Consider the following 14289-nt stretch of genomic DNA (forward strand, 5'->3'; position numbering starts at 1 on the left):
ATAGAGGTGGTCAAAATGACAAAAAAATTAATTCTATTTCTGATCTTTAAGATTGGATTGTTCGCTACGTCTTTCTTAGTTGTATGGAGTTGTTCTTCCAAAGATTCTAGCAACACGGATTCTTGGATGGTGAGCCTTCTCGGACTCGTATCCCCAGCCGCAGAGGGAAATAGAGAAACTGGACAGGATTCTGGTTTTGGATCAGAGGATGTTTTTTCTATTGAATCTGTTTCTCCAACAGTGGTATTAGAAAATTCTAATTTTACGATTGTAGGCAAAAATTTAGAAAATGTAACAGAAAAACAATTGTTTGGTGATGATCATTCTAAGTTTTTAAAATTTACAGAGGTTGGAAATACAAAAATTACCGTATCTGTGGAGTTTTGTTCAGATTCTCATTTTTTTGTTCCCTCATCTGGTAACAAAGAGAACAACCACCAAATATCAATTTCCTGTCTTGGACCTTTTCGTTATCCGATTCACTCTGCTAAGTTTGATTTAGGAGTGGCCATCACACCCATCTCTCCCAATTTTTCAGAGAATTCTTTGAAGATTCTAAAATCCTTGGGAGAAATAAAATTTGCTTTAGAATCGAAATTACCAGACGGAATTCTTTTGGATGCAAACACAGGGGAAATTTCGGGAATACCAACGGAAACAACAGGGAATGAGTTTCGGTCTTACAAGGTATTTGCAGAGTCAAAATCAAATCCTTATTTAAAGATCCAATCCCATGTGAGGATGATTGTTCTCACAGTAGAAGAGAAAATCAATCGAACCTGTCGGGCCTTTGTCGAAACGTCTACTTGCAGAGGGCCATCGCCGCACAGATGTTCTAATTCCTCAGTCTGTTATATGAGCCAGTTTGCTTGTGGTATCGATCCAAAATGTGGGTTTTTAGAATCACCTAACGCCAGCGATTGAAGCGGAAATCCTTTTGCAAAGCAAAAGATTGCAGCGGAAAGCGCGGTCGCTGCAAGGGGTGAAGTTCGATTAACAAAAGTTTGCGAGGCGCCCAAATTTTTTCTAAAATTAGGAACCAAACAAACGAATTCAAAACCTATCTAAAAAAACAATAAGTAGGTTATGTATGTTTAAATATTTGGTTTGGCTGTCGTGTCTTTCTCTCCTTTTTGGGAGTTGTGCTAACAAGGATGATAAGAATCTCATTTCTGGGACAGAACTTACGGGAGATAAAATGGTAGATGCGCTTGTGCTTTCTGTTCTTGCCATTCCCCCTTGTCAATATTTAACAGCTGCCAATTCTAGTTCTCCATTTGTTTTGGGAGAAGGTTCCATTTCCATTTGTAGTGTTCAGGCAGTCAATGGATCAATTGTGGTTCAGGCTACTGGAAATTATCAAGTCACCGCAAACTCAGGAAGGCAAACTCTTTCTTCCTCCGGATGCACAGCGAGTGTGTTTGATTATCATATTGCTTTGAAGGATGGAAATACTGAACTTTTTTCTTCTGGGCTTTCTGTTAACAAACAACTAACATTAGAATCAGGGAAATCCTATACTTTGGAATCGTCTGGGTTAGTGGATGCTTCCAAATACAACTGTCAAGGAAGAGGTGTTTCCTCCAGTAACACTCCGTATCGATTCAATCTTCGAAAATTATGATATAGAATTTTACCCAAGAATCCATTTCTCTCTTTTAGATTTAGAATGGAAATCCTTAAGTTTTAGGTAGTTTCCGCAATTGCGGGTACCTCCCATCGCATTCCGGTTAGATTTCCAGTAGAATGCCTGTATGAAACTTCTAGTTGGTATTTTACTGGTTCTATTTCAGTGCACAAGTCTTGACAGAAGGACTTTTTTTTGGACTAAAAATTCCCCGGCTGAGATCGGATGGCAAAACCAAGATACTGCGATTGCGGAATCGGGGTTTTCCTCGGAATGTTTACTTCCCCCAGATGGACAGTATCCTTTCCCTCGTATGAATTATTGTTATGTGGGAAGTCGGCCACTCACTCCACAGCCAAGTACAAATAGAAATCGAAAAGAAATGATTCCGCTCTCTTTTTCGGTCGTTCCCATTTATGCATATGAAGGGCATGCCAATCCAGAAATATACAAAGATGTTACATTCGGACGCGGGCCATTTCATAACCGTTCCTTAAAGGAAAATATCTTACGCCAATCTATGCAGCAGAGTTTGCCTGGGAAAATTTCATCACCCCAGCATTCGCTAGGAGTCGGGAGATGAAACCTTCTCGAAAGAAGTTCCATCTATGGTATGTTTTCCTTTCTCTGATTGTATTTTTATCCATATTCGAGTGTACTACTTTGGATAAAAAAACGGCTCTCAGAGGATTGGTTGATACCACACATCTTCGATCGCACCAACAATTGGCATATGCAGAAAAAAATGGATACAATTCGGAATGTTTGGTGTTAATGGAAGGGCCAGTTCCCAGTCGGATGGAACCATGTTCGATTGGAGATAGAAGGTCTGTCAGGGATATGTATCAAGAAACGGAGGTGGAGGTGGCAGGAGAATTTTTTCCAGATGATTGGCCCTTTACTGGATATATTTATGGGTTACATGTCAATTATGGATATTACCAAGAAGTGGTTCTCTTTAATACTTCTTTTCAATGGTGGGATTATCCGAGATACCATCGGTTGTACACTTATCGTAATATGTTTTCGACAGAAGTAATGCGAAATAATATCTACGGATCTTCAAATGCAATGGGTAGGCCCGATAGCACCTATATGAGAGGTTTCTATAGGGGAGGGCGTTAAGAGATTTCCGATTGACGGGAGAGAATTCATTCCTAAAAATTTTAAGAATCTTTTTCTTTTCAATTTTTGGAATTTGTATGAAACAGCCTTTCGCCTTCGTTTTGTTTTTTTCACTAATGGTTTCTTTTGTCCAATTTCCGTTTTCGCTTGAGGCAAAAGACTCAAATCGTTTACACATTGGATTTGGATCTTGTTTGCATCAGGATAAAGAAAGCCCAGTTTTGCATCAGTGGACCAAAGAATCCTTCGATCTCCTTCTTTTGTTAGGTGATAATATCTATGCAGATAGTTTGGTTGCTTCCGAAAAAATCCCAGCTTACAAAAAACAATTGTCGAGACCAGAATGGAAGACCATTCGCTCTAAGTCAAAAATTTTGGCCACTTGGGATGACCATGACTATGGAATCAATGATAGTGGTGGTGAATTTGAAGATAAGGAAAAGAGCCGTGAAGTTTTTATCTCCCAAATGGGTTCTCTTATGCCAAAGGGTAGGAGTTTCGGAACCAAAGATGGAAAGGGGATTTTTCATTCGTACTTTCTTGAGTTCCAAAATAAAAAAATCCATATTGTCATTCCCGATACAAGGTTTTTTCGTTCTCCACTGAAACGAAGGTTTTTGTCTTATTTCACAGGAAAAAAACAATATGGTCCAACGGATGCCGATGATGCCACAATGCTCGGCGAAGAACAATGGAGTTGGTTAGCTACGGAATTGAATAAACCTTCAGACTTACTTGTATTTGTCTCCAGTGTTCAAGTGATTCCCACCGAACAACCGTTTGAGAAATGGGGAAATTTTCCAAAAGAAAGGGAAAGGCTTTTTCAACTTTTAGATTCAGCCAAAACTTCGGATTTGGTGATTCTATCTGGGGATCGCCACATCGCGGAAATATACGAATATCCGTTATCGAACACACGTAAGTTAATCGAAATGACTTCGAGTTCTTTGAATTTACCGCTGCCGTTTTTGCAATTGGAATACGATTCCGAATACAAACTTGGTTCTGCATTCCGAGAAGAGAACTATGGAACGCTTGAGATCCAAGTACAATCAGGAAAATTGGTTTGGCGTTCTCTGGTGAAGGACAAAAATGGAAATGTTGTCCTTTCTTATCCTAAAAATGATTCTAATTAAAATTATATAAAAGGAAACTTCGGGAGTGTGTCTATTTTGAAACCAAAACAAAAAATCTTAGAAAGTTCCTTTGCCTTGTTTCGCGAAAAAGGATTCCAAGCTACGGGAATTGCGGAGATTTTAGAAAAGGCCGGCGCTTATAAAAAAACTCTATATGATCATTTCCCATCCAAGGATGATATTGGATTCGAATATTTAAATTATCTTTCTGAACAACAAAGAGTTGTGATGTTAAAGGTATTAGCCAAATCAAGTGATATGTCTGACTTCATTGAAAAATGGGTTAATTTTATTGTCAGAAACCAAAGAAATACTTCCAGAAAGGATTGTCCCATTGCCCTTTTTTCCGGTGAAATTTCTCATTTGAGCCAATTTGATACCTACAGAAATAAGGCAGTCCACCATGTTTTGGAAACAGTAGAAACTTGTATTCTAAACTTCGCACCCACTTTACGTTCTGATCTTGTAAAGGCTCTCAGTTATGAATTGTATATGAGTTATCTGGGTGGACTTCGTTTGTATGCCTTAACCAAAGATCGTAAGGTCATCGAAAGAATGAAGTCACAGATGATCGTTTCCGCAGAACGTATCATTAAAAATTAAATTTATGATACATTCTGTTCGTGGTTTCAGTTACCAAGCCCAGTTTAATTAAAACTAGGTTAGTTAAACTGAATTCCTTAGTCAGGGATTTCTGTTGTTTCCTTGGGAATCTCTTGGACAAAAAGCCAAAGAACTCCATCTTTTACTTTCCCAAGTCCTAAATAGAGATAGTAAAAAGGTAACCCTAGAGGACCTGGTTTGTATTCTTTTTGCACAACAGGTTCCCATTTCTGACGAACTTGTACATGGACAGAAGATAGTTGAACTGCGCTGGAAAGGTATTTTAATCTTCCTTCAAACCTTTCAATGGATTCAGAGACCTTACTTAGTTCGGCTTCTACCTTCAAAGTTTCTTCTAATGTTTTTGCCGTTTTTAAAATTTCTAAAAGTCGAATTCTCATTTTGAGTGAATTCTCCATTCGGATTTCTGTATCAGTAAAATCTTCTGTTACATCTTGTGCAGAAACTTCTTCTGAATAATTTTGAGATTGGTTTCGTAAGGTAAATAAAAACTGTTTTAGTTTTTCTGCAGGAATTTTTAAGTTAACTCTTCCATTCGAACTGTATTGGAGTGCAAAACCTCCGAATGACTCAGCAAGTTTGATCACTTCAGTGACTTTGGATTCAATTTCTTTGGATTGCAAATTGACATTCACCGAATACACCATCATTCGTTTTAATGGTTTTGTTGTATTTTGTGAGATTTCTCCTGATGGGGCCGCCTTGGGGCTTGCAGCCATTGATGGGGCAATCCGTTCTGCTTCATCATAAGATAAGTTTCTCTGTCTTTCCATTCCTTCGGTGGAGGAACACTGGGTAAAACTAAAGGTTAGTCCGAGGAAAATTACGGATGTGATTAATTTTTTAGAAATTTCCATGTCGGATACTTAGACGAATTTCGCACTCGCATCCGACATAGAAATATTGATTATCTGCCGATGGTTGAGGCCAAGAAACTTCCGTATCCTTTTTCTTTTCCAAGTGCTGGAACTGGTTTTCCTTGGTCAATTGCTAGTTTTCCGTTGATATATACTTTTTTTATAGTTTCATCGTTACGGCGAACCCAACGTTTGAAGTCTTCCATAAAAGGCATAGGAGCTTCCACATCCTTTGCAAGAGAGTCGTCTAATTTTGTAGGATCAATAAGGACAAGGTCTGCTCTTTTTCCTTCTTTGATATAACCGGCATCAATGCCAAACCAGTCTCCAATTTCTCCTGTTAGACGGTGAACTGCTTTTTCCATCGTCATAAAAGGTTTTTTCTCAAGTTCTGCATCCTGAACAAGTTTTAACATACGAAGTGGAAAGTTATAATGTGCCATCCCACGTAAGTGAGCACCGGCATCAGAAAAACCGATCAGAATGTCTGGATAGGATACAATCTTTTGTAACGGTTCTTTTCTATGATTGGCCATCACCGTATACCAACGAACTTTGTTTCCATGTTCGGCGACAAGATCAAGAAAAGCGGTTACGGAATGGACACCTTTTTCTTTGGCCACTTCATCAATTGATTTTCCAATCAATGATTTGTCAGGTGCATCCACAATTTTTGTTTCTTTGAAGTTTCTATGGAAAACACGGGGCAAAAACCAATTTGTCCATTGGCGTTTGAACCAAGATCGGTAAGTTGGGTCTTTCATGAGTTGTTTTCTCTCCAACTCGTCTTCGATATGATTGGCTTTGGCACCGGCTGCAAATTCTTCAAACACAACCACATCCATTCCATCAGCATACAAATCAAATGGTTCAGGGAGAGCTTGGAATTTAAAATCAGATCGAAAAATTGTATTTGTGATTCTACCAATCACATTGAGGAGTTTATACAAACCTGGATCAAACTTCACATCCATAAGTGAGATAACAGTCGTTTTGAGAGGTTTTCGAAAAATACCAAATGCTTCTTTTAAAAACATTAACACATTGATTTTTGTAGAAACATTGGGAACACCTTGAAAGATTTTCCCTCTTTTTCGTAAGGTTTTGTTTAGGTATTCGTACTCACTCCAATTTGCATAAGTGGAAGGGAGTGGTCTTGATCTAAATCTAGATCCATCCATTTTGTCCCATACTAAAGTATTAATGGATAAACCCATAAAACCGGCATCAAGAGCTTCCTCTAGATGTTGGTTCATTTTCTCTAACTCTTGTTTTGTGGGATTTTCGCCTTTTGTGAGAGAACGTTCGAGTCCCATCACATGCGCGCGAATGGCAGAGTGACCCGCAAAGGATGTGACATTGGGACCGAGTGGCATAGAATTTAGATGGTTTTTATATTCGGAGGCGGAGTTCCAATTTTTTTTACTCTCTAAAATGGATAATACATTCTTTCTGGGAATGGCTTCCACTCTGCTAAACATATCAGCAAGATCTGTCGGATCTCCCACTGCCAAACTCAAGGAACAACTTCCAAGGGAAATGGTTGTAACTCCATGACGAACCGACTCAGAAAGATCCGGTGCCATTTCAATCTCTGCATCATAATGAGTATGAAAATCTATAAATCCAGGTGTGAGCCAAAGTCCTTTTGCATCGACAACAGTTTCTCCAGAATTTGGACTCAATTCTGTTTTTGAAATTTTTTGTACAACTCCGTCTTTGATTCGCACATCACCTATAAAAGATGTATCAGTGCTTCCATCAAAAATTCTCGCTTGTTTGATGAGAGTGTCTGCCATAATACCTCCGGAAAAACCAAACAAAATTATGGCAGATTGACAATAATTTGTCAATGATTCGTTATAAATAACGAAAAAGATTCTCTGGACGAAACCCCCTCTTGTTCAGAGGGACGCTGTCAAATTGCTCGCTAAATCCACTAACTCCGCTTCGGTGATTTCTCTGTTGTTTTCGTTGGAAGAGACCGTTTTTGCTATTTCAAACAAACGATGGATTTCTTCTGTTGGAATGATTATCCCTCGTTTTTCTAATAAAAACTGGATGGCTCTATGTCCTGATTGGTTGGTAAAAGAAATGGTTTCAGAATCTTTTCTTCCCACAAATTCGGGTGAAAATGTTCGGTAAGCACCTTTGGATTGTTTTATGGTCTTGGCAACTCCATCTTGGTGGATCCCTGATCTATGAGAGAATATATCTTCCCCAATGATAGGAGTTTTTTCTCCAATCGGAATCCCTGTCATCTCTGCAATTCGTTTGGCTGTTGGATAAATTCTTTCAAAGTTGATTCCTAAGTTTTCACCATTTTGATGTAATGCGATGACAGTTTCATACAAATTTGTATTTCCCGCCCTTTCCCCTAAACCATTAAGAGCCACTTCGATTTGTTCGGCACCAACATACATACATTCTACGGAAGTTGCCGTAGCCATTCCTAAATCATTATGAGTATGAACCGATACTTTGGCTCGTTCCCCAATAAAATCCTTCATCTCTTTCACCATATTGACAAATACCATCGGACGGTATCTTTCCACTGTGTTGGGTAAGTTGATGATATTGGCACCTGCTTCTATCGCCGCTAAAAACGCTTCTTTTGTGAACGCAAAGTTTTCAATTGCATCACCAAAATGTTCACCTGAAAATTGGATCTCAACATCTGGACCTACAATGGATCTGGCAAAGGAAACGGAGTTATGAATTTTTTGGATGACTTCTTGTTCTGAAATTTTCAAAACATGGCGAATCGAAAAATCACTTACAGGATAGACAATATGCATTCTAGGTTTGTTTGCAAACCGGATGGCTTCCCAGGTTTTTCTAATTTCCGTTTCGTTGGCCCGAGAAAGTCCCGCAATGGGCATTCCCACTGGTGCTCGTTTTGCTAAGGTTTTACTTGCGACAAACTCTGTTTCGTTGGAAGAAGGGAATCCCACTTCGATCCCATCGACACGCAATGCGACAAGCAAATCGAAGACTTCGATTTTTTCCTCTAATGTCCATGGTTTGCGTAAAGCTTGGTTTCCGTCCCTTAAGGTAACGTCTTGGATTTTGATTTGTTTTGGTTTCATGGTTCCTCCGTATCCGCTCAAACTCTCGACCGGTGGGGACCAAAATAAAAAAAGCCCACTTCCCGGTTGGGAGTGGGCTTTGTCACACAGCGCTGTCTCCCTCGATCTATACTAGTTCGAGGAGGAGGAGCAACTGAATGTTAGCAGATAATTTCATTGTTAACTTTTAGACGAACTGATCTGCGAGTTCCTGTCAATTTTTTTTATAGAAGAATCGAGAAATTTGAACAAGGCATACAAGGGTTCCAAATCCGATAGGGATGAGAAGGGTAAAGGAAATTTTGAATCCGACTCCAATGGCTACGGTGCTAAGGATACTCGTGAGAAAAAATACCGAAAAAACGCTGCCGGAAACGGGTAAGTCCTTGTTTGCTTTTGCCAAAAAGAAAACGGCAATGGATGGTCCGAGTGTATAGGAAAAAATAGTGAGTCCCATTTCCAATAGCCCCTTTTCCCAAGTTTGGATGAGAAAATAAGGAATGAGGCTGGAGACAAATAAAGTGATTCCGAAGAAGAGAGATAGGCTTTTGGGAGAAAACCATTTGTCCATTCCCCAATCCCGTGCCCAGGTAAGGGAAAGGGAGTTGATGGTGGAGCTAAGTGTGGACATGGCACTGGCTAGGATTGCTGCCACAAGGATTCCTAAAATGGGAGAGGGGACTTCATTCACAATGAACTGGCTAAACACTTTGTCTGGAGCCATGGTTTGGCCTTGGTAAAATAGATAAAGAAGAGATCCGATCAGAAGAAAGAGTACGAATTGAAAGATCACAAGAATCCCACTTCCAATCAAAATCTTTTGGCCAGAAATTAAATTTTTTGTGGCAATGACTCTTTGCACTAACATTAAATCGGTTCCATGGGATCCAATAGAGATAAAGGCTCCACCTATCAAAGCAAATACGACAAAATAACTGTTATCACCTTCAGCTAGGTAATCCAATACAAATAGATTCCATTTTCCTAAAGTTTGGAGATTTGTGATTCCTTCGCCCAAAGGAATTTCTAATTTATAAATTAAAAGTCCGAGTGCAAATATACCGCCTAAGATATAAATAAACCATTGGAGTACGTCTGTAAATACAATCGCACGAAATCCCCCAACCACCGAATAGATGATAGTGACAATGCTGAGAGTTGTGAGTGCGATCATTCCTAAAACTTCTGGCGAAAATCCTAGTCCCATCTTTTCCAAAAGAAAAGCGATAGGTAAGGAACTAATGTACAATCTGATCCCATCACCAAGCAAACGAGAAATGGTAAAAACAAATGACATAGTTTTTTGGGGAGATTTGCCTAATCGGTTTCCTATATACTCATAAACAGAAATTGTGTTTCCCGAAAAATAAGATGGTAACAAATACAAAGCAACAACTGTCCTTCCAATCAAATACCCGAAAGCAATTTCAAGGAACCGGTAATCACCTTTGAAAGATAAAGAAGGAATACTTAAAAAAGTTAAACTCGAAGTTTCTGTTGCTACGAGAGACAACAAAAGAAAAATCCAATGGATTTCTTTTTTGGCTAAGTAGAAGTCTTCTTCTTTTTGGTTGTTCTTTGCAAAATGGAATCCAAAATAAAAAACGATGATAAAATAAAAAATAAGAACTAATATATCCCAGATCATAAATTTCCTTACGCGATAATATTCAAATTTGGATACTTGAGTAACAGACGAAGTAAATCCGATCTGGTGATCATACCAATAGGATGATTATCGTCATCTACCACAGGAATACATCCAATTCTTTCTTCTAAAAGAACTTTCGTAACTCCTCGAATTTCCGATCCAGGTGATCCAACTAATACTCGTTTGGTCATTATATCAGAAACCGGCCAGTCTCTTTCGTAGGATTTACTTTTTTCCAAAATGTCTCTGTCTGAAACAAAACCAACGAGAGTTCCTGATTCGTTTGTGATGGGGAGATGACGGATTCGTTTTTCCAACATAAAGTCCAAACAACGGGTGATTGTTTCTGTGGAGGGAAGGGTATAGGTTGGCGTGGACATGATTTCGTGGAGGAAATAAACCGGTTTTTCTGTTTGGGCCGCCGATTCCTTGTAAACATCCCTGGCGGAACGGTGTAAAAAAGAGGAGGAAGGTGAATTTGGGGATTCACTTCCCTCACCGGAAACCGGAAAACTTTGACCACCGGGATGGATTTTGTGAACCCGATCCGAATGACTCGGCGGGGTTGTCTGTGAAATTCGCCCATCATGAATCCAAAAGAACATAATTATGCCCTACCTTTCTGAAAAGTTTGTCAAAAATAAGAAAAAACTTGCAAAAAACGAACAGTGGTTTTTTATACACCCTACATTTCCGTAAAAGTTCCAGACGAAAAGGCAAAAACCCATGACCCAAAACTACGAAAACCTCTACCAAGCCCTCGCCCATGTCGCAGAAACTCTGCCAAACAAAGTTTCCTTTCGCAAACGAAAATCAGCCACCGAATTTCCTGGGATCAGCTTCGGGGATTTGAAGCAGTTTGTCGACCAATTGACTTTGGGATTTATCGATCTTGGTGTGGAGGTAGGAGACCGGATTGGGTTTTTCTGCGATGCCACTGTCAATTGGCTTCGAACGGATATCGCCATTTTGACCTCTGGGGCCGTGGTGGTTCCACGAGGGACAGACATTGTTCGAGAAGAGATTTTATATATTTTAAATCATTCTGAAGCCAAATATCTGGTGGTACAAAAACCAAAGGATAAAAAACGTATCGATGATTTGTTAGGCGAACTCCCTCACTTAAAACAAATTTTTATTTTGGAAACAGACCAAGGGGAATTGTATGATGGTGACAATTCTATTCTATCCATTGTAGGTAAGGGAAAAGAACGATGGAATCGTGACGGCAAACAAATATTAAAAACACGAATCGAACAAACGGATCCAGATTCTCTTGCCACTTTGATTTATACTTCAGGAACCACTGGAAATCCTAAAGGTGTGATGTTGTCTCAAAAAGGTTGGATCACTGCGATTCAAAATACCATCTCTCGATTGGATATGAATTCCAGCGATAACGCTGTGAGTTTACTTCCTCCTTGGCATGCATTTGAAAGGGCAATTGAATATGCTGGAATTTTTCTTGGATTGGATTTTTTAATTTCGAATATGTCATCACTCAAAGATGACTTAAGAGATTTTCGACCAACCATATTTCCATCGGTTCCTCGCATTTGGGAATCTGTCTATAATGGAATCATTGCGAAAGTAGCAAAAGAAGGTGGGTTCAAAGAAAAATTATTTCATTTCTTTTTGAAAGTAGGATCCACTTGGGCTCGATATTATGCAAAATGTTTTGGGTTTGAATTTGAAATTCACAAACCAAGTATTTTGGTTTCCATTGTAAAAAGAACTTATGCTTTTTTCATTTTAGTTTTGCTTTCTCCATTAAAACTTCTTAGTATCAAAATCTTTTCAGCAATTCATAAGGCGTTAGGTGGTAGAATCCGTATTTGTATTTCTGCAGGTTCCGCCCTTCCTAGTGTTGTGGATGGATTTTTATCTGCCATTGGGCTCAAAGTCCTAGAAGGTTATGGAATGACAGAAACTTCTGCTGTTGTGTCCATTCGATCCAACACCAAACCAACCAAAGGAACTGTAGGAATTCCAATCGCTGGTTATCAAATTCGTTTGAAGGATGATACAGGTAAGATTGTTACGGAAATCGGTGCAAAGGGAACTCTTTGGATCAAGTCCAAACAAATTTTAAAAGGTTATTACAAACGACCTGAACTCAACCAAGTTGTATTTGATACAGATGGTTTTTTTGATACGGGAGATCTAATGGTTATCTCTCATCGAAACGAACTTGTTTTTGCTGGTCGTTCCAAAGATACCATTGCTCTCATCGGTGGGGAAAACGTAGAACCCATCCCAATCGAAGACAAACTTCTTACCTCTCCTTTCATCGATCAAGTGATGGTTGTGGGTCATGATAAAAAAACTCTGGGAGCATTGATTGTTCCTAACTTCGAAGCAGTAGAATCTAAAGTTCCAGGAATTTCCAAAGAAAAAGCTGGAGAATGGAATTCAAATCCAAAAGTTCGGGAATTATACCGAGCTGAGATTTCACGCATTATATCTAGAGAAAACGGATTCAAAGGATTCGAAATGGTGCCAGCTAACAATTTTTATGTGGTTCCTCGTCCCTTTGATCCCGATGTCGAAATGACACGAACTTTGAAAATGAAGCGAAATGTCATTTCGGATGTATTTTTAAAACAAATTGAAGGAATTTACCAATGATACACCCGAAACTGAATCCCTATTTGAATGAGGAGGAAAGAAGTTTTTACAATACAGTATTTCAATTTTCTGAAGACAAAGTATTTCCCTCTGCAGAAGAACGAGACGAAAAAGAAATTTGGTCAGATGAACTATGGAAAGAGTTTAGTAAGGCTGGCCTTACTGGACTAACCATTCCATCGGAATATGGTGGAGAAGGCGCAAGTTGTTTACAATGTTCCATTGCTACAGATGCCTTCGCATCAGGATCGTTAGATGGCGGAATGGGGCTTTCTTGGGTTGCCCATTTGGTGATTGGTACCATGCCAATTATTTTCCAAGGTACCAATGAACAAAAATCAAAATACCTTCCTAAACTATCTACAGGTGAATGGATGGCAGGGTTTGCACTCACAGAACCTGCTTCTGGATCGGATGCGGCTTCGCTTTTGACAAAGGCTGAAGAGGTTGAGGGTGGTTGGAAATTAAACGGGACAAAAATGTACATCACGAACGGCCCCGTTGGACAAGTATTTATCGTAATGGCAAGGACTTCTGAAAAAGGAAGAGGGCCTATGGGTATCTCCGCTTTCATTGTAGAAAGTGATACACCTGGATTTAAGGTGAGCAAAATTTTAAAAAAATTGGGTCATCATACTTCCATGACCGCCGAACTTGTGTTTGAAGACATGCTGATTCCCAAAGAAAACTTACTTGGCCCAATCAACACAGGTTTTATGCGAATCGGTAAGGAAACCTTGGAATGGGAGCGGACTGTATTCGTTGCGGGTCTTGCAGGTGCTATGGAGTTTTGTTTTCGTAAAGGACTTCGATATGCAAATGAAAGAGTCCAATTTGGAAAACCAATTTCAAGTTTTTATGGGATGCGTGACATCCTCGTTCGTAACTGGGTGTACATCCAAGCCGCAAGAAGGCTGATTTATTGGGTAGCCGAAAGGAAGGATCGAGGAGTTCCATCTCCATTAGAAAGTAGTTTAGGAAAACTGATTTCTTCTGAAATTGCAGAAGATGTGGCAAAGGATTCTGTTCAGTTGTTTGGCGGGTATGGGTATATGAAAGAATACTCTGTGGAACGATTTTACAGAGATGTAAAGTTAGGAACCATTGGTGGTGGAACTAGTGAAATCCAAAGGTCCATTATTTCTTCTTTGTATCCAGGAAAAGAAAAGTTTCAGAAAGAATTTTATAAAATCGAGAACGAATCTGGATTACCAGACAAAATTCAAAACGTACTGTTTGCTATCATTCTTTCTATGGATGCTGAACCTAGCCGTAAAAAATACCAATCGGTCGAATTTGCTTTTGCAGACGTTTTGTCCGTTTTTGTGATTCTATTTCTGTCAGAAATTGACACCCATAAATCCTCAGAATACTATTCTTCTGATGAAAAATTGATGGATCGAAAGTTACTTTTGTATTATCTTGTGGGGAAGTATCTTATGTCCTTCAGTAGATTGTCAAGTTATGTTCCTTCTGAACTCGAACAGTTGTGGAGCCTTTATTCTCAATTGGGCAAAACAATCGAAGAGTCTGTACATACACGATTCCAAACTCTCCAGGATCTTTTGTAATC

At 39.2% G+C, this 14289-nt stretch carries 13 protein-coding genes; 8 read left to right on the forward strand and 5 right to left on the reverse strand.

From position 1 onward, the window contains the following. Window positions 1-15: 15 nt before the first annotated feature. From EHQ70_RS17535 to EHQ70_RS17560, 6 genes are all read left to right on the forward strand, one after another. The gene (locus EHQ70_RS17535; RefSeq protein ID WP_244288403.1) at window positions 16-924 is read left to right on the forward strand and encodes a putative Ig domain-containing protein; all 909 of its coding nucleotides are present in this window, start codon (window positions 16-18) and stop codon (window positions 922-924) included. A 166-nt stretch (window positions 925-1090) separates the two neighbouring features. Further along, a complete protein-coding gene (locus tag EHQ70_RS17540) occupies window positions 1091-1624 on the forward strand; it encodes a hypothetical protein (protein WP_135588606.1) in 534 nt (177 codons plus the stop codon). A 130-nt stretch (window positions 1625-1754) separates the two neighbouring features. Beyond that, window positions 1755-2210 carry a hypothetical protein gene (locus EHQ70_RS17545; protein WP_135588608.1) on the forward strand — a complete coding sequence of 152 codons (456 nt, stop codon included), beginning with the start codon at window positions 1755-1757 and terminating at the stop codon, window positions 2208-2210. Beyond that, complete coding sequence (locus EHQ70_RS17550; protein WP_135588610.1) at window positions 2207-2752, forward strand: hypothetical protein; 546 nt, start codon at window positions 2207-2209, stop codon at window positions 2750-2752. The genes EHQ70_RS17545 and EHQ70_RS17550 overlap by 4 nt, the downstream gene beginning before the upstream one ends. A 77-nt stretch (window positions 2753-2829) precedes the next feature. Further along, window positions 2830-3888 carry an alkaline phosphatase D family protein gene (locus tag EHQ70_RS17555; protein WP_135588612.1) on the forward strand — a complete coding sequence of 353 codons (1059 nt, stop codon included), beginning with the start codon at window positions 2830-2832 and terminating at the stop codon, window positions 3886-3888. A gap of 36 nt (window positions 3889-3924) precedes the next feature. Further along, complete coding sequence (locus tag EHQ70_RS17560; RefSeq protein ID WP_135588614.1) at window positions 3925-4491, forward strand: TetR/AcrR family transcriptional regulator; 567 nt, start codon at window positions 3925-3927, stop codon at window positions 4489-4491. 77 nt (window positions 4492-4568) lie between these two features. On the opposite strand, the gene EHQ70_RS17565 is transcribed toward EHQ70_RS17560, so the two are convergent. The 5 genes from EHQ70_RS17565 to EHQ70_RS17585 all read right to left on the reverse strand — a co-directional run bounded on the left by EHQ70_RS17565 (window position 4569) and on the right by EHQ70_RS17585 (window position 10693). Beyond that, entirely contained in the window at window positions 4569-5369 is an 801-nt protein-coding gene (locus EHQ70_RS17565; protein ID WP_135588616.1) for a DUF4349 domain-containing protein, read from the reverse strand. Between the two features lie 50 nt (window positions 5370-5419). Then, window positions 5420-7168 (reverse strand): N-acyl-D-amino-acid deacylase family protein, encoded by a 1749-nt coding sequence (locus tag EHQ70_RS17570; RefSeq protein ID WP_135588618.1) that lies wholly within the window; start codon window positions 7166-7168, stop codon window positions 5420-5422. Window positions 7169-7273: 105 nt separating this feature from the next. Next, on the reverse strand, window positions 7274-8458 hold the full coding sequence (leuA2, locus tag EHQ70_RS17575; RefSeq protein ID WP_135588620.1) for a 2-isopropylmalate synthase LeuA2: 1185 nt from the start codon (window positions 8456-8458) through the stop codon (window positions 7274-7276). A gap of 193 nt (window positions 8459-8651) precedes the next feature. Further along, window positions 8652-10085, reverse strand: a complete 1434-nt coding sequence (locus EHQ70_RS17580) for a sodium:solute symporter (protein ID WP_135588622.1) — start codon at window positions 10083-10085, stop codon at window positions 8652-8654. 8 nt (window positions 10086-10093) lie between these two features. Continuing rightward, entirely contained in the window at window positions 10094-10693 is a 600-nt protein-coding gene (locus EHQ70_RS17585; RefSeq protein WP_135588624.1) for a CBS domain-containing protein, read from the reverse strand. Between the two features lie 121 nt (window positions 10694-10814). Between EHQ70_RS17585 and EHQ70_RS17590 the strand changes: the two genes are divergently transcribed. Both EHQ70_RS17590 and EHQ70_RS17595 read left to right on the forward strand, forming a co-directional pair. Beyond that, a complete protein-coding gene (locus EHQ70_RS17590; RefSeq protein ID WP_135588626.1) occupies window positions 10815-12716 on the forward strand; it encodes an AMP-dependent synthetase/ligase in 1902 nt (633 codons plus the stop codon). Beyond that, the gene (locus tag EHQ70_RS17595; RefSeq protein ID WP_135588628.1) at window positions 12713-14287 is read left to right on the forward strand and encodes an acyl-CoA dehydrogenase family protein; all 1575 of its coding nucleotides are present in this window, start codon (window positions 12713-12715) and stop codon (window positions 14285-14287) included. The genes EHQ70_RS17590 and EHQ70_RS17595 overlap by 4 nt, the downstream gene beginning before the upstream one ends. The last annotated feature ends 2 nt before the right edge of the window (window positions 14288-14289 follow it).

The organism is Leptospira congkakensis, from assembly GCF_004770265.1.
Lineage (GTDB): Bacteria > Spirochaetota > Leptospiria > Leptospirales > Leptospiraceae > Leptospira_A > Leptospira_A congkakensis.

Bases quoted from the DNA above. Each gene is read 5' to 3' on its own strand.
- EHQ70_RS17535 (WP_244288403.1), top strand. From the start codon at position 16: ATGACAAAAAAATTAATTCTATTTCTGATCTTTAAGATTGGATTGTTC.
- EHQ70_RS17540 (WP_135588606.1), top strand. From the start codon at position 1,091: ATGTTTAAATATTTGGTTTGGCTGTCGTGTCTTTCTCTCCTTTTTGGG.
- EHQ70_RS17545 (WP_135588608.1), top strand. From the start codon at position 1,755: ATGAAACTTCTAGTTGGTATTTTACTGGTTCTATTTCAGTGCACAAGT.
- EHQ70_RS17550 (WP_135588610.1), top strand. From the start codon at position 2,207: ATGAAACCTTCTCGAAAGAAGTTCCATCTATGGTATGTTTTCCTTTCT.
- EHQ70_RS17555 (WP_135588612.1), top strand. From the start codon at position 2,830: ATGAAACAGCCTTTCGCCTTCGTTTTGTTTTTTTCACTAATGGTTTCT.
- EHQ70_RS17565 (WP_135588616.1), bottom strand. From the start codon at position 5,369: ATGGAAATTTCTAAAAAATTAATCACATCCGTAATTTTCCTCGGACTA.
- EHQ70_RS17570 (WP_135588618.1), bottom strand. From the start codon at position 7,168: ATGGCAGACACTCTCATCAAACAAGCGAGAATTTTTGATGGAAGCACT.
- leuA2 (WP_135588620.1), bottom strand. From the start codon at position 8,458: ATGAAACCAAAACAAATCAAAATCCAAGACGTTACCTTAAGGGACGGA.
- EHQ70_RS17580 (WP_135588622.1), bottom strand. From the start codon at position 10,085: ATGATCTGGGATATATTAGTTCTTATTTTTTATTTTATCATCGTTTTT.
- EHQ70_RS17585 (WP_135588624.1), bottom strand. From the start codon at position 10,693: ATGTTCTTTTGGATTCATGATGGGCGAATTTCACAGACAACCCCGCCG.
- EHQ70_RS17590 (WP_135588626.1), top strand. From the start codon at position 10,815: ATGACCCAAAACTACGAAAACCTCTACCAAGCCCTCGCCCATGTCGCA.
- EHQ70_RS17595 (WP_135588628.1), top strand. From the start codon at position 12,713: ATGATACACCCGAAACTGAATCCCTATTTGAATGAGGAGGAAAGAAGT.